At 53.1% G+C, this 20798-nt stretch carries 16 protein-coding genes and 1 tRNA gene; 11 read left to right on the top strand and 6 right to left on the bottom strand.

Features of this window, described 5'->3' with window-relative positions:
* Nucleotides 1-114 precede the first annotated feature (114 nt).
* A complete protein-coding gene (locus F7231_RS03915) occupies nt 115-3540 on the top strand; it encodes an ATP-binding response regulator (protein WP_166690949.1) in 3426 nt (1141 codons plus the stop codon).
* Nucleotides 3541-3572: 32 nt separating this feature from the next.
* Here F7231_RS03915 and F7231_RS03910 read toward each other — a convergent pair whose 3' ends face one another.
* Together F7231_RS03910 and F7231_RS03905 are read right to left on the bottom strand one after the other, a co-directional pair.
* The gene (locus F7231_RS03910; protein WP_166690948.1) at nt 3573-4481 is read right to left on the bottom strand and encodes a S66 peptidase family protein; all 909 of its coding nucleotides are present in this window, start codon (nt 4479-4481) and stop codon (nt 3573-3575) included.
* Nucleotides 4482-4554: 73 nt separating this feature from the next.
* Nucleotides 4555-5616 (bottom strand): ion channel, encoded by a 1062-nt coding sequence (locus tag F7231_RS03905; RefSeq protein WP_166690947.1) that lies wholly within the window; start codon nt 5614-5616, stop codon nt 4555-4557.
* Between the two features lie 228 nt (nt 5617-5844).
* Between F7231_RS03905 and F7231_RS03900 the strand changes: the two genes are divergently transcribed.
* Nucleotides 5845-8511 carry a DUF5686 and carboxypeptidase regulatory-like domain-containing protein gene (locus F7231_RS03900; protein ID WP_166690946.1) on the top strand — a complete coding sequence of 889 codons (2667 nt, stop codon included), beginning with the start codon at nt 5845-5847 and terminating at the stop codon, nt 8509-8511.
* Nucleotides 8512-8570: 59 nt separating this feature from the next.
* Here F7231_RS03900 and F7231_RS03895 read toward each other — a convergent pair.
* Together F7231_RS03895 and folP are read right to left on the bottom strand one after the other, a co-directional pair.
* A tRNA-Lys gene (locus tag F7231_RS03895) sits at nt 8571-8643 on the bottom strand.
* An 83-nt stretch (nt 8644-8726) separates the two neighbouring features.
* Nucleotides 8727-9608: a dihydropteroate synthase gene (folP, locus tag F7231_RS03890; RefSeq protein ID WP_166691186.1), complete on the bottom strand. Its 882-nt coding sequence runs from the start codon at nt 9606-9608 to the stop codon at nt 8727-8729.
* A gap of 97 nt (nt 9609-9705) precedes the next feature.
* Here folP and F7231_RS03885 point away from each other — a divergent pair, with 97 nt between their 5' ends.
* The 6 genes from F7231_RS03885 to F7231_RS03860 are packed head-to-tail and all read left to right on the top strand — an operon-like array spanning nt 9706 to nt 14971.
* Nucleotides 9706-10251, top strand: a complete 546-nt coding sequence (locus F7231_RS03885; protein ID WP_085414600.1) for a DUF1599 domain-containing protein — start codon at nt 9706-9708, stop codon at nt 10249-10251.
* Between the two features lie 31 nt (nt 10252-10282).
* Nucleotides 10283-11425: a BT_3928 family protein gene (locus F7231_RS03880; RefSeq protein WP_166690945.1), complete on the top strand. Its 1143-nt coding sequence runs from the start codon at nt 10283-10285 to the stop codon at nt 11423-11425.
* Complete coding sequence (locus tag F7231_RS03875) at nt 11425-11949, top strand: shikimate kinase (RefSeq protein ID WP_085414602.1); 525 nt, start codon at nt 11425-11427, stop codon at nt 11947-11949. The genes F7231_RS03880 and F7231_RS03875 overlap by 1 nt, the downstream gene beginning before the upstream one ends.
* Before the next feature lie 58 nt (nt 11950-12007).
* Nucleotides 12008-13006, top strand: coding sequence for a glycosyltransferase family 2 protein (locus F7231_RS03870; RefSeq protein ID WP_085414603.1), 999 nt, complete (start codon nt 12008-12010; stop codon nt 13004-13006).
* A complete protein-coding gene (locus F7231_RS03865; RefSeq protein ID WP_166690944.1) occupies nt 12961-13746 on the top strand; it encodes a polysaccharide deacetylase family protein in 786 nt (261 codons plus the stop codon). Before F7231_RS03870 ends, F7231_RS03865 begins: the two co-directional genes overlap by 46 nt.
* Nucleotides 13747-13774: 28 nt before the next feature.
* Entirely contained in the window at nt 13775-14971 is a 1197-nt protein-coding gene (locus F7231_RS03860; protein WP_166690943.1) for a glycosyltransferase family 87 protein, read from the top strand.
* Here the strand turns inward: F7231_RS03860 and F7231_RS03855 are convergent.
* The gene (locus F7231_RS03855) at nt 14914-15234 is read right to left on the bottom strand and encodes a DciA family protein (RefSeq protein WP_085414606.1); all 321 of its coding nucleotides are present in this window, start codon (nt 15232-15234) and stop codon (nt 14914-14916) included. The two genes, F7231_RS03860 and F7231_RS03855, sit on opposite strands and share 58 nt — an antisense overlap.
* Nucleotides 15235-15277: 43 nt before the next feature.
* On the bottom strand, nt 15278-16135 hold the full coding sequence (locus F7231_RS03850) for a hypothetical protein (RefSeq protein WP_166690942.1): 858 nt from the start codon (nt 16133-16135) through the stop codon (nt 15278-15280).
* A gap of 186 nt (nt 16136-16321) precedes the next feature.
* On the opposite strand from F7231_RS03850, the gene F7231_RS03845 reads away from it, so the two are divergent.
* The 3 genes from F7231_RS03845 (at nt 16322) to F7231_RS03835 (ending at nt 20777) form a co-directional block, all read left to right on the top strand.
* Complete coding sequence (locus tag F7231_RS03845; protein ID WP_166690941.1) at nt 16322-18904, top strand: TonB-dependent receptor; 2583 nt, start codon at nt 16322-16324, stop codon at nt 18902-18904.
* A 51-nt stretch (nt 18905-18955) separates the two neighbouring features.
* On the top strand, nt 18956-19669 hold the full coding sequence (locus tag F7231_RS03840) for an outer membrane lipoprotein-sorting protein (protein WP_166690940.1): 714 nt from the start codon (nt 18956-18958) through the stop codon (nt 19667-19669).
* A gap of 145 nt (nt 19670-19814) precedes the next feature.
* Nucleotides 19815-20777, top strand: coding sequence for an NAD(P)/FAD-dependent oxidoreductase (locus F7231_RS03835; protein ID WP_166690939.1), 963 nt, complete (start codon nt 19815-19817; stop codon nt 20775-20777).
* Nucleotides 20778-20798 lie beyond the last annotated feature (21 nt).

Here is a 20798-nt window from a genome sequence, read left to right as displayed (position 1 = left end):
GCGTACAGCCCTGAGACTAGATTTAACACCTAACCATCGCCCAAATATGGCTGTACTTTTTTATAAGTAAGCTATTTTTACTGCGTTACTCTACTTTATTGCACTTCTACACGAATGACTGATTCTGAATCATCGGAGCAATTTCTAGCCGGTGGTGGCGAAATGGGACAATTGATCCGCTCAATGGATTGGTCAACTACCCCACTTGGCCCCATCGCCTCCTGGCCACAAAGTTTACGTACTTCCGTTAGCTTGTGCCTCTCCTCGACGTTCCCCATTCTGATTGCGTGGGGCCCCGAAACGATTCAACTTTATAATGATAGCTACAGGCCAATCTGCGGAGCGAAGCATCCCGAATCGATGGGACAGAATTTCCGGATTTGCTGGGAGACCGCCTTGCCAGTAGTCGGCGATGCCTTTACCAGAGGACAGCAGGGAGAAGGCACCTACATCAAAGATCAGCGGATGTTTCTGGATCGGTATGGGTATCTGGAAGAATCCTTCATGACGTTCTCCTTTGCCCCCATTCGCGATGAGTCGGGCGAGGTAGGCGGCATTTTCCATCCCATCACCGAGACTACCGACAAGATGCTCAGCGCCCGCCGTACGCAGGTGCTGCGGATAGCGGCGGCCCTGACCGGACAAGCCAAGACCAATCAGGATATTTATAACGGCCTGACCAAAATGCAGGATGATGTAGCGCTGGACCTGCCTTTTCTGTTGCTCTACGAACTGGACGACGATGGCAAACAGGCTACACTCGTTAACACGATGGGCCTCACAGCGACGAACGCCTTACCGACCGGACTTACCGATCTGCTGGTAGACGAGACCTCCTGGCTGTCTGATTTAACGGAGCCCTTTGTTATCGACAACCTTAGCAAGCAACTAGGTACGTTGGCTGCCGGGCCTTACCCGGAGCCGCCGCATACGGCTGTTCGTTTGCCTATTCTGCTCTCGACCCGCGATAAACCTATTGGCTTCATGGTGGCGGGGGTTAGCCCACGGCGGGCGCTGGATCAGGATTATCGCAGCTTTTACGACCTGCTGGCCAATACCATCAACACGGCTTATTCGAACGTGTACGCCTATCAGCAGGAACAAAAAAGAGCCGAGACCCTGGCGGCCATCGACCGCACCAAAACGGCTTTTTTTAGTAACGTCAGTCACGAGTTCCGCACCCCCCTAACCCTAATGTTGGGGCCGTTGGAAGAGCTCATGCAGGCTACTGAGTTGAACGTATACAGAGAACCGGTTGAAGCCACGCATCGAAACGCCCTCCGGCTTCTAAAGCTCGTTAATAACCTGCTCGACTTTAGCCGTCTCGAAGCGGGCAGGACCAAAGCCAGCTTTCGCCCCGTTGACCTGACTAGCCTGACCACCGATCTGGCCAGTACTTTCCGTTCCCTGATCGAACGTGCCGGTCTAGCATTCAGAGTTGACTGCCAACCCTTGTCTGCGGTGGTGTACGCCGACGCGGAAATGTGGGAAAAAATTGTACTTAACCTCCTGTCCAACGCCTTTAAGTATACGTTACAGGGTAGTATCGAGGTTGACCTGGCCGCTGAATCGGGGCAGGCAGTGCTCCGTGTCACTGACACCGGCGTTGGTATTCCAGCGGAGGAAATCCCTCATATGTTCGAACGTTTCCACCGGATCGAGAACGCGGGGGGACGTACTTACGAAGGCAGCGGTATCGGTCTCTCACTAGTGCATGAATTAGTGAGTCTACATGGCGGAACAGTCAATGTAAGTAGTGTTGAAGGCCAGGGTAGTACCTTCACCGTGCGTATTCCGCTTGGCAAGGCCCATTTGCCAGTAGGGCAACTTATCGAGGGCAGTTACAAAAATCAGGTCAGTGGTCTGGCTGACTCTTTCCTTCAGGAAGCTATCGCTATGCTTTCTGAACAGAACCCGGCAGTTCCCCAGGTAGCTACTATTCCCGACGACCGAGTAACGGATCCAGCCATGAGTATCCTGGTCGTTGATGACAACGCCGATATGCGGGCTTATCTGACCCGATTACTAAACCCCCATTTCAAGGTATATACGGCCCGGAATGGCGCTGAAGCGATTGAGCAACTTTCGGATACAATTCCCCAGCTGATCCTGAGCGACATTATGATGCCGGTCATGGACGGAAAGGAATTATTACGGCTGGTGAAGCAAAACCCGGCTACGGCGCACGTTCCACTCATCTTCCTCTCGGCCAGAGCTGGTCAGGAGGCGCGAATCGACGGATTGGAAGCGGGAGCTGATGATTACCTGGTCAAGCCCTTTTCGGGGCCTGAACTACTGAGTAAAGTTCGCGCTCAAATTACTCTGGACCAATCGAGGCGGCAGGCCGGTATCCGGCTGCAAAACATGGTGCAAAATGCCCCGGTGGCTATGATGCTCATGAAAGGGGACGAACTAACCATCGACCTGGTCAATCAGGCTATGCTGGAGCTAGTTCAACGCGATGGCAGCATATTGGGGAAATCCTTATTGACGGCATTTCCTGAACTAACCGGCCAATCCTTCGTTGACCGTTGCCAGCAGGTATACCAGAGTGGCACTCCCGATCGGGGATGGAAAGTGGAGATTCCCCTGCAGCGCAATGGCGAGCTCTCAATCGGCTATTTCAACATCTTGCTGACCCCATATTACGAGGGCGCCAAATTAACCGGCGTGCTGGAAGTGTGCACCGAAGTTACCGACCTGGTGCTGGCCAATAAGGCACTGTCGGCCAGCGAAGCGGCTTACCGTCAATTATCTACCGAACTGGATGGCCAGGTACAACAACGTACCGCCGAACTACAGGCATCGGTGCACGAGTTGCAGCGGTCAAATGATAACTTGCAACAGTTCGCGTACATTGCCAGCCATGATTTGCAGGAGCCTCTCCGTAAAATACAGTCGTTCGGCACCATTTTAAAAGAGCAGTACGCCGATCAGTTAGGGGAAGGAACCAGTCATTTAACGCGGATGCAGACGGCTGCAGCCCGCATGTCGACGCTTATTCGGGACTTATTGAGTTTCTCCCGAATTGCTACTCATCGGGAACTGATCGAGGTGGTGCCCCTGTCTGCACTCGTCACCGCTGTACTGGCCGATCTTGAGATTACCATCAGCGAAACCAACGCTCACGTGCAGGTAGATCAACTGCCTAATGTGCAGGGTGATGCGTCGCAGTTGGGTCAGTTGTTTCAGAACCTGCTAAGTAATGCCATCAAATTTCGGCAGGCCAATACAGAGCCGGTAATTCACATTAGCAGCCGATCGGTTAACGCTGCTGAACTGCCAGCCTCAATCCGGCCCGCGCGACCAGCCCTGACGTACCACGAGATAAACGTGACTGACAATGGCATTGGCTTCGACGAGAAATACCTCGACCGCATTTTCCAGATCTTCCAGCGGCTGCACAGTAAGAGTGAATTTGCTGGTACAGGCATTGGACTGGCTATTTGTACTAAGGTGGTCGTGAATCATGGCGGGGCCATCACAGCCAGCAGCAAACCCGGCATAGGCAGCACGTTCAGCGTGTATTTACCTAAATAACCCGCTAAATAAGGCGGCTAACCAGTAGTTGCCTAGCCAAATGACAGAGCACTACCTTCAGACCCCACGGTCAACGTACCCGGAAGCCCAACCGGAAGTGCCAGGTTACGCCCTTCGTGACCGACAGGCATTCCAAAGGCCACCGGGTACGTATAGGCGGCTACCGCTTCAGCGATGAGTTCATTGGCGTTTTTGCCATAAGGCATTGTTGTGTTGTCGCGCATATCGGAGAACGTACCCACAAGCAACCCTGCCAAGTCGGCCAGCTTACCCGCCCGCCGGAGTTGAATCATTGATCGATCAAGGGAAAATACGGTTTCGTCCAGGTCTTCGATAAACAGCAATTTGCCCGCCCAGTCGACCTCTGATGACGTACCCAGGGTGTGCATAACCAGCGACAGGTTTCCGCCTGTCAGCACCCCCTGCCCTATTCCGACCCGGTTAAGCTTATCGGCCGCTACGGTGTAAGGAGACACGGTCTCCCCAAACAGCCACTGGCGTAGCGTTTCAATATCCTCCGCCACTGCATCGAGCCGGAACTGACGGGGCATGATGGCATGAAGACTGGCCACACCCAACCGCTGTACATGACTCAGCAGTATGGTGATATCGCTAAACCCGACCAGCCATTTGGGCTGCGTAACCAGCGGCGAAAAGTCAAGCTGCTCAATGAGGCGGTACGATCCGTAGCCACCCCGCGCGGCAAAAATGGCTCGCACTGATGGGTCATTGATCGCCTTTTGGAGATCGTCCAGCCGCTGCTCATCGGTACCGGCAAACGCACCTGCGCTAGACTGTAAATGCGCGCCTTCGCGCACAAGTAGCTGCCAGTCGTGGCGCAGGGTATGAAACGCATTGGCTAGATCGTCGTACGGAAACGGGCTGGCGGGTGCCAGAATGACAACAGTATCGCCGGGTTTAAGAAAGGGAGGGATCAGCATTTTTTCAATCGTCAGGTAACTAGTACTCCTCGTCGGTTTGTCCGGGAAAGCCCGAACCGGCCACGGATCACTGTCAGTTGAGCGGAGCGGGCATGGTCTCGTCCAGTTGGTCGAGATCAATCAATGTAGCGCGGCCATTCACTTGATTGCCCGAAAACATGGGTATGAATTTTTGCCCCCAGCGAATTTCATCGAAGCGATACGAATACCGGCTATGCACAGCCTGATTAAAGGTATCTTCCACGCCCCGGAGCAGAATCAGAAATTCAGTATCTGACTCGGCCAGTTGTTCAGCCGTGCAACCATACAGTGGACTGTCGTCGGTAATGGGATGTACGAGCGTCCAGTTGGCGGGAAAAAAGCTGACCTTACTACGCTCTAGCTTCAGCGGATAATACCGGCGGTAGAGCGACCCGTCTGGCTTTCGATCGAGGCGGGAGAGGGACACTTCTACCTGTACGTCAATGAGCTGGTTGGTGCGCTGGTTGATGATGCGGAACATCCAGCCATTGATATCAAGGTAGGGCGCAAAAACCGACGTCGCCGAGTAGCGGATGCTGGCAACCGGTCGCGAAAAACGGCCATACATGAGACCCGTGGCCATAGCGAACAACAATAACCCAAACATCGACTCGATAGCGGCAAGCGTGCTGGTCCAGTACCCCATTGGGCTGATGTGGCCATAGCCTACAGTTGTCAGCGTTTGCGAGCTGAAAAAGAATGCCCCCATGAACCGACCAAAGGTTGTGTGAGGGGTTACATTACCCAGACCTATGAGGTTTTCGTACCCCAGCAATCCGTACAACGAAGCGAAAAGCGTATTTGAGGAGATGTAGAATGTGAACACCAGGGCCACAAATTTCGGCCAGGGCATAGTGATCAGCGTGTGGTAGAGGTTGATCTGATTCCAGAAGCCCTGATGCGCCCGAACGACATTGAAACTGCCGTCTTTATTAACCAGTCTCGACGAGGCATCGTTAATTTTAGTACCAAAACCAATATCCTCGCGTTTTTCCTCCTGTTCAACCAGGGTACTGTTTCCCTGATGGCGGTCGGCCAACCGTTGTTCAATTGACCAGCCATCGCGCCCATCAGAGGCGTTGGCAGGGCCGCTGTCAGTTGTTTTCGGCTTCATAATCTGGAGTGGTTCGCTTGTAGTACAATTCTACTCCTTGTTTGATTCACGACATTCTTTAGACAGCATACAACGTTTTTGTCCCGGATAGCATCTTCATTAAGATCACTTATCCGGCCAACGAGGACGTTTACACTCGATTGGATGACTTTTGTCTAAAAAGCGGCCGCCCGCATGCTATTGCGCGTTTCTTTTGCTTAACCTTATTCATCTACGTACCCGAACTTTATGTCTTTCCATTTACGAACCCCCATTTTACTTATTGGATTTCTTGTGCTGTTTATCACCGGAGCAGCGGCACAGGGCATACGCGGTACGATTACATCAGCGACAGGCGAGGCTATGTCGTTTGCCACCATTGCGGCCCGGGGAACCACACTGGGTACCATTGCCAACGAAGAGGGTCGCTACGAACTGGCGCTGAAACCGGGGCAGTACGAAATCGTTTTTCAGTTTCTGGGCTTCAAGGCCGAGTCGAGGGCGATCACAATTACCGATGGGTTCAAAGAGATCAACATCACCATGACCCAGCAGTCGATTACGCTGCAGGACGTGAAGATTGGCAAGAATACTGAAGACCCGGCAGTGAGCATCATGCGGCGGGCCATTGCCAAAGCCCGCTTCCACCAGTTGCAGGTGCAGCAGTTTACCGCTCGTGTGTACACCAAGTCGTCGATAACAGTACATAAGCTGCCGATGACGTTTCTGTACCAGAAGCAATTGAAGGAAGCCGAAAAAGAAGCCAATTTCAAAGTTGGGCGGCCCGTACTGAACGAAACGGTTGCGGAGGTCGACTTTAAGTTGCCCAATACGGTAAAGCAACGCATCATTGCCAATCGAAACTCAGCGGGCGATTTCATCCAGGTATCCAACTACTACAGTGCCAATCTCTACACACCCAAATTGCTGGGTGCGGTGTCGCCGCTGGCTCCCAATGCGTTCGGCTATTACAAGTTTGAGTATGAAGGTACGTTCCGCGAGCAGGGCGTCGACGTGTCGAAGATCAAGGTTATTCCGAAGCAATTCGGCGATGGCGTCATGCGGGGTACCATCTACATCATTGAAGACACCTGGGCGGTCTACAGCGCGCAACTGGAAACTCGCAACGAACTAGGTTTCAGTGTACTAACCAAAGTGGTTTGCAGCCCCGTCAAAAACGTCTGGATGCCTGTGAACCAACAGTTTGAAATCAATGGCGCATTCATGGGTGCGACGTTTACGGCCCAGTTTGTGCGCAACCAGACCTTCAACAGTTTCACTGTCAACCCGGGCTTCGTCGAAGATGTGAAGGTGGTCGACGAGCGCTTCAACCCACCGGCAAAAACACTCAACAAGAGTGACGTGAAGAATCAGTCGTTTGCCGATGCCGTGGCGAAGCAGAAAGAGTTTTCGACCAAGAACATGAAGCAGCTCGTGAAGGAATATGAGAAGCAGGAATACAAGGCCCGCAAAGCGCGGAAAGAAGATGTCGCAGTTGTCCGAAATGACTCAACGGTAATTGATACGCTGGCCAAGAAACGCAGTAACGCCTTCTGGGATTCGCTCCGTACTGTGCCGCTGACAAAGGCCGAAGTGGTCAGTTACCAGAAAGGCGACAGCATTGTGGCCATTCGCAAAGGCGTGCCGAAAACAGACAGCACTAAACGGGTACAGGCCAGCAAAAAGAAGTCACAAACGGCCGTGAATATGCTGACGGGTACGCAGGTATGGCGCGTTTCACGAGCAACCTCACTCACCTGGGTTAGCCCGCTGGCGGGTGCCAACTTCAACACGGTCGAAGGTATTACACTTGACGCCTCGCTCCGTTACCGACACCGGCTCGACAGTGTGCAGCAAAACTACTGGTCATGGTCAGGGCTGGGGCGCTACCAAACGGGCCGTAAGCAATTCATTGGATACGGTACGCTTGGCTATCAACACAAAAAAACTTCCCTGGAGCTATCGGGCGGGCGTTTTGTGGCACAGCTAAACCCTGATAACCCAATCAGCCCCAGCCTGAACGGCTTGACAACGGTACTGTTTGAGCGCAATTTCATGAAGCTTTTTCAGAAAGATTACCTGAAAGCTACCGTGTCGGCGCGGCCCGTCGAAGGTCGATTGCAGGTGAGCGGTAGCGTCGAATATGCCGAACGGACGGAGTTGGCGAATTACAAAGAAGGCATCAAACCGCTGATCAACTGGAATCAGTTCAGCTACACGCCAAACCGTCCCATTACCAGTGAGGTCGAGAGCGCGGCTTTTCCGGTGCATCAGGCGCTGACACTTGATCTGAACGCTTCGCTACGGCTCGGTGAACTTCGATACCGAATCCGGAATGGCCAGCGAATTCAACTCCGGAACAGTGAGGCCCCGCTCCTGTCGCTCAACTACCGCAAAGGTATTTCCGGGGTGGGTGGCTCTGATGTTAACTACGATTTTGCGCAGGCAACCTGGCGGCATTCAGTGGAGACGGGCATTCGCAGCCGACTGGCGTATCAGCTCACGGCGGGTGGATTTCTGACCAATTCGTCGGTGTTTTTCCCGGACTTTAAACACTTTCAGGGCAACGAATTCTTCTTCCAGCTTGGCGACCCGGTCAGCTCATTCCGGATGTTGCCCTACTACCAGTACAGTACCCGCAGCAAATTCGCTGAAGTGCACGTACTGGGTGAATTTCGTCAGCTCCTGATCACGCAACTGACGCTGGTACGGTTGGCGGGCCTGAAAGAAAACCTGTTCGTCCATCACCTTGCTACGCCCGCCAGCAAGGGCTATACCGAAATCGGCTATGGGCTGGACGGCTTAATTCCCGGCTTCCCCTTCTTCCGGGTCGAAGTGGTGGGGCAGGTGCAGGGCGGCAGGTACGTTGGTACCGGTTTCCTGGTAGGTACGTCGTTGAAATTTGGACGGGACTAGAAACCTAAGGCTTGAAATGAAAAAGGGTTGGTAGCAAATGCTACCAACCCTTTTTCTTGTGATCCGGCTGGGATTCGAACCCAGGACCCATACATTAAAAGTGTATTGCTCTACCAGCTGAGCTACCAGATCGTTCCCTAAGTAGTAACCGCATATCGATTACTGATTTGGGACTGCAAAAGTAGGCGTTTGCCTGTATGAACGCAAGAATATCGTCAAACTTTTTTTAATCTCTGCGTAAGTACCACAGCTTCAACGGCTTCGCGAACATCATGAACACGAAGAATTGACGCCCCATGTAGCAACGCCACCGTATTTAGCACCGTTGTTCCGTTCAGGGCTTCCTCGGCGGTTATGTTCAGCGTTTTCCAGATCGTGGTTTTGCGGGAAATGCCAACCAGTAGTGGTTCACTGAATACTGCCCCGAGCATGGGCAGCTCAGTCAGAAGCTGAAAGTTATGATCAGGCGTTTTGGCAAACCCAAATCCCGGATCGATAATCACATCGACGGGTAACCCTGCTGAAGCGAACTGAGCTCCGGCTGAAGCAGTGCAGGTACGTAGTCGGGTGAGCTGACTGGCCAGTTCGTCTATGACATCACGCGTTACATGCTGGTACGTAGCCAGCGACTGCATGGTTTGGGGCGTACCGCGCAGGTGCATGAGCACATAAGGCACGCCCAAGGCAGCCACAGTAGCAAACATCGCCGGGTCAAGCGTACCACCCGCAACATCGTTGATCAGAACAGCGCCCTGCTCAACGGCCTGCCGCGCAACGTCGGCCCGAAAGGTGTCGACCGAAATCAGGGCATCAGGAAAGCTATCGAGAATGCCTTCGATAACGGGCAGCACCCGGTCGGCCTCTTCGGCCGGGCTGATATCGACTGCGCCGGGACGTGTAGAGTAGCCGCCAACATCCAGAAACGTAGCGCCTTCCTCGAGCATGCGCGCAGCCACGGCCACCTCGTGCCCCACGTCGAGCCGACTACCGGCATAAAATGAATCGGGCGTCACATTTAAAATTCCCATCACTTTCGGCACGGTCAGATCGACTAGCCGCCCCCGACAGTTCAGCGTTTTTTGCGTAATTTTGAGCATCAAATGAAGCGTTTGGAGTTTGTCGTTTGTGGCGATCCGCCGCTGATCGGCATAGTAGGCGTCAACCGACAAACCCCAACCGACAAACATCTAGCTAATTTTGTCAACAGAAGCCCAATATCGGCAGGTCGTGCTGCGCTGCAAGGAGTTGTTCCTGAAAAAAAACCTCGATTATGGTACTGCCTGGCGCATTTTACGGCTGTCGAGCATTACCGATCAGATCTATATCAAAGCCCAGCGTATCCGCACATTACAGGAAACCGGCATCAGCAAGGTAGGTGAGGGAATTGAGCCTGAGTTCGTTGGCATCATCAATTACTGCGTCATGGCGTTGATTCAGATGCAGCTATCGGCTAGTAACGATAGCCGCACAGACATTCCAACCGACGAACTGGAAGTGCTGTATGATGCCCAGATGAACCGGGTAATCGAGTTGCTCTTTGCCAAAAACCACGACTACGGTGAGGCCTGGCGACAAATGCGGGTTTCGTCGATGACCGACCTGATTTTAATGAAATTACTGCGCACCAAACAGATTGAAGATAACCAGGGCGCTACACTCGTTTCAGAAGGCGTTGATGCCAATTACATGGATATGATCAACTACGCCGTCTTCTGCCTCATAAAAATGACATTGGACTGAAGTTTGCAACAATACTCTTTTTACCCTACTCATGAACGCAACCACACCACAGCCCCCTGTTAGAACGGGGACGCCCACGATGCTGACCATCGCCCGCATAGCCCGCGTGCTGGTCGGTCTGCTCTTTATCATCTCCGGTCTGATTAAGATGAACGACCCCGTGGGCACGCAGATCAAGATGACCGAGTACTTCGAGGTATTCGCCGAAGATCTGCCTGCGCTGGCGTTTTTCTTTCACGCGTTCATTCCCTACATGCTGTACCTGTCGGTGTTCATGTGCGCCGCTGAAGTGGTACTGGGCGTGGCGTTGCTGGTGTCGTACCGCCCCAAACTGACCACCTGGCTCTTGTTGCTGCTGGTTGGCTTTTTCACGTTCCTGACGTTCTATTCGGCTTATTTTAACAAAGTAACCGATTGCGGTTGCTTTGGAGAAGCGCTGAAACTGAAACCCTGGACATCGTTTACTAAGGACGTAGTGCTGATGGTGCTGATCCTGTTTATCATCGGCCACCGCAACCGAATGAAAGCCCGCAAAACGGGCTGGGCTGTCTTTTTATCGTTTGTGCTTTCGGTTGGGCTGGGCGTTTGGGCCATCCAGTACCTGTCTCCGATCGACATGCTGCCTTATGCCGTAGGCAAGAGCATTCCAACTCAGATGAAGCCGTCGGAGCCGTTGCGCTTTAGCTACATCATGACCAAAAACGGGCAGGAGTACGAGATGGAAAAGTACCCTACCGACACGACTTTCAAGTTTAAGGAAATGATTACGCTGAACGAATCGGCGAAACCCAAGATCACGGACTATCGGATCTGGAGCGACACAGACGGCGATTTCACGGAGCAGAGTTTCCAGGGCAACAAACTGTTTGTAATCGTTAAGGACCCCGCCACCATCGATGCGGGATCGGTACCGGCCATTCGGACGTTAATCAACGAGTTGAAAGGTACGAACGTCACGCCCCTGTTGCTCACCTCAGCTTCAGACGAAGCGATCAATGCCTTTAAGAAGGAGTTTTTGCTCGACCTGCCTGCTTACAAAGGCGATGCCACGGTCTTGAAAACCATTATGCGTGCCGACCCGGGTACGTGGTTGCTCAGCAATGGGTTTGTTCGGGGCAAGTGGCATAACAACCGCACCCCCGACAAGGCAGAGGTGCTGGAACTGGTGAAGTAATGAAGAACATCTTTCTGATTGGCATGCCTTCGTCGGGTAAGAGCACGTTGGGTAAGCGGCTTGCCCGGGAGTTACATTACCACTTTATCGATACCGACCGGCTTATTATTCGGGAAGAAGGCCGCAGCGTAGCCGATATTTTTGCGCAGGAAGGCGAGCCGTATTTTCGGGAGGCCGAGGCTCGGGTACTACGCACTATTAAACCGGGAGGAAGCCTTGTGGTAGCTACGGGCGGCGGCATGCCCTGCTTCCACGAGAATATGGCTTATATCAAAACGGCGGGGGTGTCGGTGTTTCTGGATGTGCCCCCCCACACGCTGGCCCAACGCATGATTGCCCATGCGCAGCAGTTCCCGAGCGATGCCCCCGAACGGCCGCTTTTTAATGCCGGAGATCAAGCGCTTCTCGATAACTTACGTCAGAAACATGAGCATCGCTTACCCATTTACCAGCAGGCAGATATCACCATAACCGGCAATGCATCGGAGCATGACGTACTTAACCGGCTAGGCGACTGGTTATAAGTACGGCGGCTTCCTGTTTGTACCTTTGTCCGTAATTTTCCTGAGTAGCCCTTTCCCCATGAACGCCCCGCTTATTCCAAATCTAATCAGTCTTGTTGTACCAGCCTTTAATGAGGAGGAGAACCTCCCTTTTTTGGTTGAGCGACTGCGGGCAGTTATGGAGCCGCTGGGTGTTTATGAAATTCTGATCGTCGACGATGGCAGTACCGACCAGACAAAAGCCGTCCTGCGGCAGTTGAGCCAAACCTATGATGAAGTACGCTTCCTCTCTTTTTCGCGCAACTTCGGGCATCAGGTAGCGCTGCGGGCTGGTTATGATCACGCCCGGGGCGATTGCGCCGTTAGCCTCGACGCCGATCTGCAACACCCACCCGAACTGATTCCAACGCTCATCAAGAAATGGCGTGAGGGCTTCGACGTGGTGTATACGGTACGTACCCCCGACCCAAACCTACCCTGGAGTAAGCGGATCACGTCGCGTAATTTTTATAAGTTTCTCCGCGCCGCTTCCGACCTGAATCTTGAAGATGGTGCCGCCGATTTTCGCCTACTCGACCGGAAAGTACTTAATGTGCTGAAGCAGTTTAAAGAGAATGATCTTTTTCTGCGGGGCATGATTTCCTGGATGGGTTTCCGCCAATGCCGGATCGAGTATGAACCCGCTGCCCGCTTTGCTGGCACCACCAAATACTCGTTCAAGAAGATGCTGCAACTGGCCATGATGGGCATCACTTCATTCAGTTCCAAGCCGTTGTACGTGTCGGTAGCCATGGGCTTTGCCATGTCGCTGTTTGCTACGCTTACCGGGCTGGAAGTGTTGTACGAGTACTTTTTCACCAACGCTACGGTCTCAGGCTGGACTACGCTTGTGGTACTGACGGTATTCATTGGTGGCGTTCAATTTATCGTCATCGGCATTATGGGCGTATATTTGGGGAAAACGTTTGTGGAGGTGAAGCGGCGCCCGCCCTATATCATCGGTGATACAAGCGAGATTGAGGAAGTCATTACATGGCAAGCACCAACCCCCGACATATACTCTTCACCGTTGACGTAGAGGAGTTTGATACGGCCCTCGAATATGGGCACGAGCTCTCCCTGATCGATCAGATCGCTGTTTCGACTAAAGGACTACGCCTGCTGGCCGAGCGCTTCAATGCGTTGAACGCACGGACTACGCTGTTCACAACGGCCAATTACGCCCTGCACGAGCCTGAGTTGATGCAGCAACTGGCTAAAACGCACGAAGTGGCGTCGCACGGGTATTACCATACCACGTTTGAACCGGCCGACCTGGCTACATCGAAAGCGGCGCTGGAAAATCTGCTTGGCAAACCAGTTCGTGGATTCAGGCGGGCCCGTATGGGCGAAACCAACCCCGACGATCTGGTGGCCGCCGGGTACGTATACAATTCGTCGCTGCACCCCACATTTATTCCCGGCCGGTACAATCACCTAAGCGAACCCCGACTTCCCTTTCGCGAAAAAACGATCTGGCAAATTCCGGCTTCGGTAACGCCCCGGCTGCGGTTGCCTCTCTTCTGGCTGAGCCTGAAAAATTTTCCGTTCGGACTGTATAAACAACTGTGTCTGCAAACGCTCCGCGCCGATGGCTTCGTAAACCTGTATGTTCATCCCTGGGAGTTTACCGATCTGGCGGAGTTCGACAAGATTCCGACCTATGTAAAACGGCACTCCCGCGATCAGCTGCTCGACCGGGTAGAGTCACTGCTGCGGTTTCTGCGCCAACACGGCGAGTACACAACCATGGGTGAATTTGCCGATACGCTGCTATAGGCATTCAAGCTACTACAACATTTTTCTAGTGACAGACTCTACATTTAGCGGTTCGTTCCGCTGGCTTACCCCGTATCGGCTGGCGGCCCTAACGCTGGTTATCTTCACCGCCGTGGCGGGTCAGAAATATGCGCTTGGGCAGTTGAATAACTACCTGATGTTTGCCAAGCCATTCCATAACCTCTTGATCGACAAGACGATCTACGGCCTGCATCCCAACCTGTTCGAAGACAATTACAAGTACAGTCCTACTTTTGCCTGGCTGATGGGGCCCTTTTATTACCTGCCCAACTGGCTGGGAGTCCTATTGTGGAATCTGTTGAATGCCGCCATGCTGGTAGCGGGCATCTGGTATTACCTCAGCGATCATGCCGATGCCAACCGGAAACGGGTTATCGTGTTGCTGATCGTTTTTGCCGAAGGATTGATCACAGCGCAAAATATGCAGAGCAACAACTTCATTGTGGGAGCTATGTTGCTGGGCGTCTATTTTCTGCGCAATCAGCGGGTCTGGCTGGCGGCCCTACTGTTCACCCTGTGCCTCTACATTAAATTCTACGGCGTTGGGGCGGCCATTTTCTTTCTTTTCTTCCCTAAAAAAGCCGAATTTCTGCTTGCCATGGTAGTCTGGACCGTCTTACTTGGGCTGGCTCCCTGGACCATGATTCCGTGGAATAGCGTCGTAAGCGAATACATTGAATGGGGCCGGGTGGTCGTCGACAGTAAGCTGGGCGTACTTATTTCGGTACCGGGCATTCTGGTCGCCTGGTTCGGCATGGCTAAGACAGACGCAAACCTCCGCATTCTGGAACTGATTGGTATTACGCTGTTTCTGGCTCCCTTTGCCCGGTTCAGTCTCTGGCAGGATCGCACGTACCAGCGGCGTATGCTGGCTTACTTCCTGCTGTTTGTGATCATTTTTAATAAAATGGCCGAATCGCCTACCTATGTGCTGGCGGTAGTTGGCGTAGCGCTTTGGTGGGTAACCCTCGATTCGCCCGTGTCGACGCTCGATAAGGTATTGCTGGCGCTGGTGATCCTGTTCACCTCATTGTCACCGACGGATCTGTTCCCGAAAGTGTGGCAGAACAATTTCTTCGTGCCCTACAGCATTAAGGCGGTGCCGTGCGTACTGGTCTGGCTACGGGTGCAGTACCAGCTCTGGACTCAGATAAAGACCACATCGGAGATGACTTCCGACCCAACCTCTTTGTTCACCAACTGAATCACTTTCTGCTTGGCATTGACCAGCTCACTGCGTAGCGGGGCCGACGATAGTTCGATGTAAAGCGTGCTCTCGCGCACGTAGAGGCGGGTAGTGCGCGACGCAATGGCCTGCCCCATCATCTTCCCCCAATAGGCTTCCAGGTACGTTTCGTTGAATCGCCCCCGTAGCTTATACACTTGCAACAGCTTGTCAAACGCTTCTTTGACGGTAGTAGTGCCGGGGTTACGAGACGTGGCGGTTACGTACTTGTTGCTGGTCATGTTGGCGAAGAGCGTTAGGGGATGGCACAAAGATACGACTAGCTCAACGCGCCGAACGGTTTACCGGCTGAACATTTTTTGGCGACGTACTCACCTTCCTGTTTCGGGCAAATTGGTATACATCGGCAAACTTATTACCCGCCAACAGGTCAGTAATAAGTCGGGGCAGGGCCGACGTACCCACCGTAGCCAACCAGCGCGATACCTCACGGCCGGCGGTCAGGTAGGCCAGCATAACCCGGCTGTAATCACCATAAAAAAAGTCGCGGGTAGTCTCTAGTGACGATAAACCCGGCACAACCTGCGGACTTAGCCCCTGCGGACCATAGGCACGGTATTTCCATTCGGCATCGTAACTCAGAAAGCGCTCACGGGCGTCACTGGGGCCGTTGGAAAACCGATAATCGACCATTAATGCCAGCCCCTCATTGAACCATTGCGGTACTTGCCGCTTGATCGTGAGCCAGCCCAGCCGCGCAAATAATTCGTCGTGGCAAAGTTCATGGGCCATCACATCGGGGTTGTTCCCTTCCGGGCCCAACACCAGAAACGAATCGCCCCAGGGCATACCCAGACTACAACCTGCCCCTTCGCCACCCGAGCAATACTGGGCGTACTGCTCCTGGGTTGGGCAATAAATGATAACCGCCTGCCCGCGTTGGTTACCCCAAAACCGCCGGATCCGGTCTGAAGCAATTTGTAAGTGATTCGTAAAGACTTCGCGTTGCCGGGAGGTAGCCTCTGTGCTGATGTAGAGCGTCTTTTTACCGGCAGTCAGCGGTTCGAATTCGCTGGCGTGGGCGATTGTCAGGCAGCGCCAGAGAGATGGAAACAGGATGATTGTCCCAATGGGTAGGGCAATAACTAATGCAACAAACCAACGGACAATAGACCAACGCATGATTCAATCAACGAGCAGAACGAATATACAGTTTTGGGAACTCACAATTTCATTGTGTCACCAGGTTATTACCAGCCGTTCGTCGGGGCGAAAACGCTGTCTATCCTGGCAAACGGGGCCTCTATCCCCTTTCCATTTCAGGAATGCAGGCCGGGGCAGACATTTGTAGCGTACAACCATCAGTTTATGAAAGCGAATTCTTTACTTATCACCGCCACACTGCTTACAGTTGGTCTTTCTGCCCCTTCGTTTGCCCAGTTTCCGGGCATGGGTGGCGCAACACAGCCCAACCGGGGCACCGCTTTGCCCGGCACCGCGGGTGACCAGAGCCCGAAGGGTACTGCTAAAATTACGGGGTACGTCATCGACTCAGCTCAGACCAAGGCTGTTGAGTTTGCCAGCGTTGCACTTTACAATAAAACGACGGGGAAAGCCGTAGATGGGACCGTTGCCGACGAAAAAGGAAAATTCACGCTTAGCAAATTAGTTGCCGGTCAGTACAGAGCGCTGATCACCTTTGTTGGCTACAAAACAAAAACCGTTGACAGCCTGACGGTGACCAACGGCCAAACGCTGGACATTGGAGTTGTCAGACTAAACTCGAGCGTAAAGTTGCTGAACGAGGTAACTGTTGTTGGGCAAAGCGCGCTAATCGAAGAGAAAGTGGACCGGCTGGTCTACAACGCCGAAAAAGACATTCTGGCCAAGGGAGGCGACGCGTCTGATGTGCTGCGAAAAGTACCGCTACTGACAGTCGATCTGGACGGTAATGTCTCGCTTCGGGGTAGCAGCAACATCCGCGTACTGATCAACAACAAGCCAAGTACAATCATCGCGAGCAGCGTTGCCGATGCGCTGAAACAGATTCCAGCCGACCAGATTAAAACGGTTGAGGTGATCACCAGCCCTTCGGCCAAGTACGACGCAGAGGGATCGGGCGGTATCATCAACATCATTACCAAAAAGAACAGCCTGCAAGGCCTCAACCTGAACATCGATTCGGGCGTTGGCAACCGGGGCGCAACCCTGTCGCTCAACGGCAGCTACCGCAAAGGCAAAGCGGGTTTCACCCTCGGTGGTTTTGGTCGTGGTATATATAACACGAAATCAGAAACCAACCTCGACCAGACCAGCGTGTCGAACGGTGTAACAACGCTGACGCGCCAAACCGGTGTAGGCAACAACCAGGGCCTGTTTGGGCAGTATAACCTGGGCTTCGATTATGATCTGGCCAAGAACCAGAGCCTGACAGCCGGGGTACGTTACGGCGTTCGTAATTTTACGAACCGACAAGACCTGATCACTCGTCTGTTCACCAACGGTGTGGCCGGATCGGGCATTAACCGGAACGTCGACGCTAAGAACCTGTCTGGCACCGTCGACATGAACGTCGATTACCTGCACACGTTTAAACCCCAGCAGGAATGGAGCGTGTCGACCCTCTATAGTCGCACCGATTTGACTAATAATTTTGATGCGAACCTGTTCAATGGCAGTAATGAGCTGATTAGCCGGCAACGTAACCTGAACGCCAACCTGAACCAGGAATTCACCATTCAGTCTGACTACCAGACTCCTATAAGCAAAAACCAGTTACTCGAAATTGGCGGCAAAGCCATTTTGCGGCAGGTGAACAGCGATTATCGCTATTTGAATGCGGGGGCAACCGGCGAGTTTGTCACTCAAAACAACAACACGCTGGGGGCTCTGCTGTACAATCAGAACATTGCGGCGGGCTATACCTCGTACACGTACACAACCAAAAAACGGTACACGTTTAAAGGAGGATTGCGCTATGAGCACACATTCATCGATGCCAGCACCAGAGAGGGCGGCCCCATTGGCATTGGCGACTACGGTGTGCTGGTTCCGAGCGTCAACGCATCGAAAACGTATAGCGGTACCACGGTAAAACTGGGCTATAACCGCCGTATCCAACGTCCGGGTCTTCAGCAGTTGAACCCCAACTTCAACGCAGCAAACCCACAGGTGATTACGGTTGGTAACCCATCGCTCCGCCCCGAACTGACCGACAACTTCGAGTTGGGCTTGAGCCGGACCATCAAGAAGACGTTTGTAAACGCCACCTTCTTCGGACGGATTACCGACAACGCCATTACCCTCATCAGCCAGCCGTCTGATACGCTGAAAGGTGCCATTGTCAGTACCTACCAGAACATTGGTCGGCAACGCGCTTTCGGGACCAACGTCTTCGCCAACGTGGCTGCCACGTCGAAAATTAACATTGGTATCTTCTTCAACGCCTTTTACACGAGCCTCACTGGTCAGGCTGTTGGCGAGCGGGGTGTCTCTCAGGAGTTGACCAACAGTGGTTTCCAGGTAAGTGGTGGTTCAATGGCATCAGCTCAGTTTGGCAATGGCTGGGGCGCGCAGGCCTTCGGCTTCATGCAGGGCAATACCATTCAGTTGCAGGGTACGCAGGGGGGCTTTGGTTTCTACACGATCGGCGTCAAGAAAGACATTGCCAACAAGAAAGGTAGCATTGGCCTGGCTGCCGAGAACTTTCTGTCAAGTCGGTTCAATATTCACACCGTTCTTAACGCCGCTCAGTTTACACAGGTGAATGATGTGTATCTTTATAACCGCGGTGTCCGGCTGACGTTCACGTACAAGATCGGAAAGATGACCATGGATGCCCCGCGTAAGAAGGCAAAATCGGTCAATAATGACGATGTAAAAACGGATGGCAGCGGTGGTGGTCAGGCCCCTGCTGGCGGTGCCCCCGCCGGTGGCGCAAGCCGACAGTAGACAATACATTCCTCGTTGAATTCAGCACAAAACTTAACTCAAACTTGATTAATGAAAACGAACAAATTCCTGGCCGCTACCCTGGCTGTATTCGTGAGCTTTGGCGCCTATGCCCAAACCGTTGATGAAATTGTTGACAAACACGTGGCCGCTCTCGGTGGGATGGACAAGCTGAACGCGGTAAAAACCGTTGTAATTGACCGGTCGCTGTCGGTGCAGGGCATGGAAATTCCCTCTGTAACGACCATCGTCGTTGGCAAATCAATGCGCTCGGAGTCGACTGTGATGGGAAATTCAATGATCCAGGTTATTGACGGCACCACTGGCTGGATGGTTCGTCCCGCGATGATGGGTGGTTCTGGCGATCCGGAGGACATGTCGGCCGACGTGGTCAAGCAGTCTATGAGCCAGTTGTACCCATTCGGCTCGCTGGTTGGCTATAAAACCAATGGCAGCAAAGTAGAACTGGTCGGAAAAGAGAAAGTAGACAAAAAGGACGTGTATCACCTGAAAGTAACGACCAAGGACAACCAGGTTACGGACCAGTACCTGGATGCTACAACGTACCTGGTGAGCAAGATTAAAACAAAAATGAACGACCAGGACGGAGAAATCCTCTTTTCGGATTACAAAGATGTCAGCGGCATAAAATTCCCTAACTCGATGGAGATTGCCGGGCAGATGGGCAACCTCGCCTTCTCGACAAACAAAGTGACCGTTAATGGTCCGGTCGACGAGAAGGTTTTTAAGAAGCCGACCAAATAAGTACCAACCCTTATTTACCTCTTTTGAAAAGCCGCTCAACGTTGAGCGGCTTTTTGTTTTAAACTCATACTTTTCATTTCCCGGACACTTTCCGTGCGCCAACTAGTTTATGTACTAGCTATTAATCGATAACCGATACTTGTACATGCCCACGACGCTTATACTTGGTGCGGGTCTGGCTGGTCTGACCGCCGCCCGCGAATTGACTCAACAAGGACACGAAGTACTTATTTTTGACAAGGGTCGGGGTGTAGGCGGACGGCTGGCCACCCGCCGTATCGCAACGGGTCGTGCCGACCACGGGGCGCAATACTTCTCGGCCCGATCAGCCGATTTTCAGGCGCTGACACAGGAAATGAGGGCGGCGGGCGTAGTGCACGACTGGCATATCGAACAGTCAGACCCGGCTTCATTTCAGCATCCGCGCTACGTGGGTACCAATGGAATGAGCAGTATCGCCAAGTTTCTGGCCCAAAACCTCGACGTGCAAACCGGCAAACGTGCGGTGACCGTTCAGCAAGACGCCCAAAGCTGGAGCGTTACGTTCGACGATGGCCAGACCATAACCGGCGATTCGTTGATCGTGACCCTACCTGCCCCGCAAGCGCTGGCACTCTGGCAGGAATCGGGTCTTACACTGTCGGCCGGCGAAAAGTCTGCCCTGGAGGCTATTCATTACGAACCCTGCATAGCGCTCATGCTCCAGCTCAGTCAGCCCGGCAACGTCCCCAAACCGGGTGGCCTGAAACTACCGCCCGATAGTCCGGTTGCCTGGATCGCCGATAACCAGCAAAAAGGCATTTCGCCAGACGTACCTACGCTGACCCTGCACGCCTCAAATACGTTCAGCCAGCAGCATGTCGACGACACGAACCTCAACGCGTTGATTCCCGAACTGATTGCGGCCGTGTCGGATTACATAGGGCCAGCAACCATCGTTGACCAGCAAATTCACCGCTGGCGGTACAGCAATGCCACCGAACGATATTCGGAACCGTTTTTGGCAGCCTCGACCCCTGCCCCTCTCCTTTTCGGTGGCGACGGGTTTGGCCAGGGTAACGTGGAAGGTGCCTTTCTGTCTGGTCTGGCTATGGCCAGGTTTGTTTGATGTTCGTGGTTTGAGGTTGCG

The organism is Fibrivirga algicola (assembly GCF_011742925.1).
Taxonomy (GTDB): domain Bacteria; phylum Bacteroidota; class Bacteroidia; order Cytophagales; family Spirosomataceae; genus Fibrella; species Fibrella algicola.
Note: the sequence above shows the minus strand (reverse complement) of the source record. Positions and strands in the feature narration are given on the sequence as shown.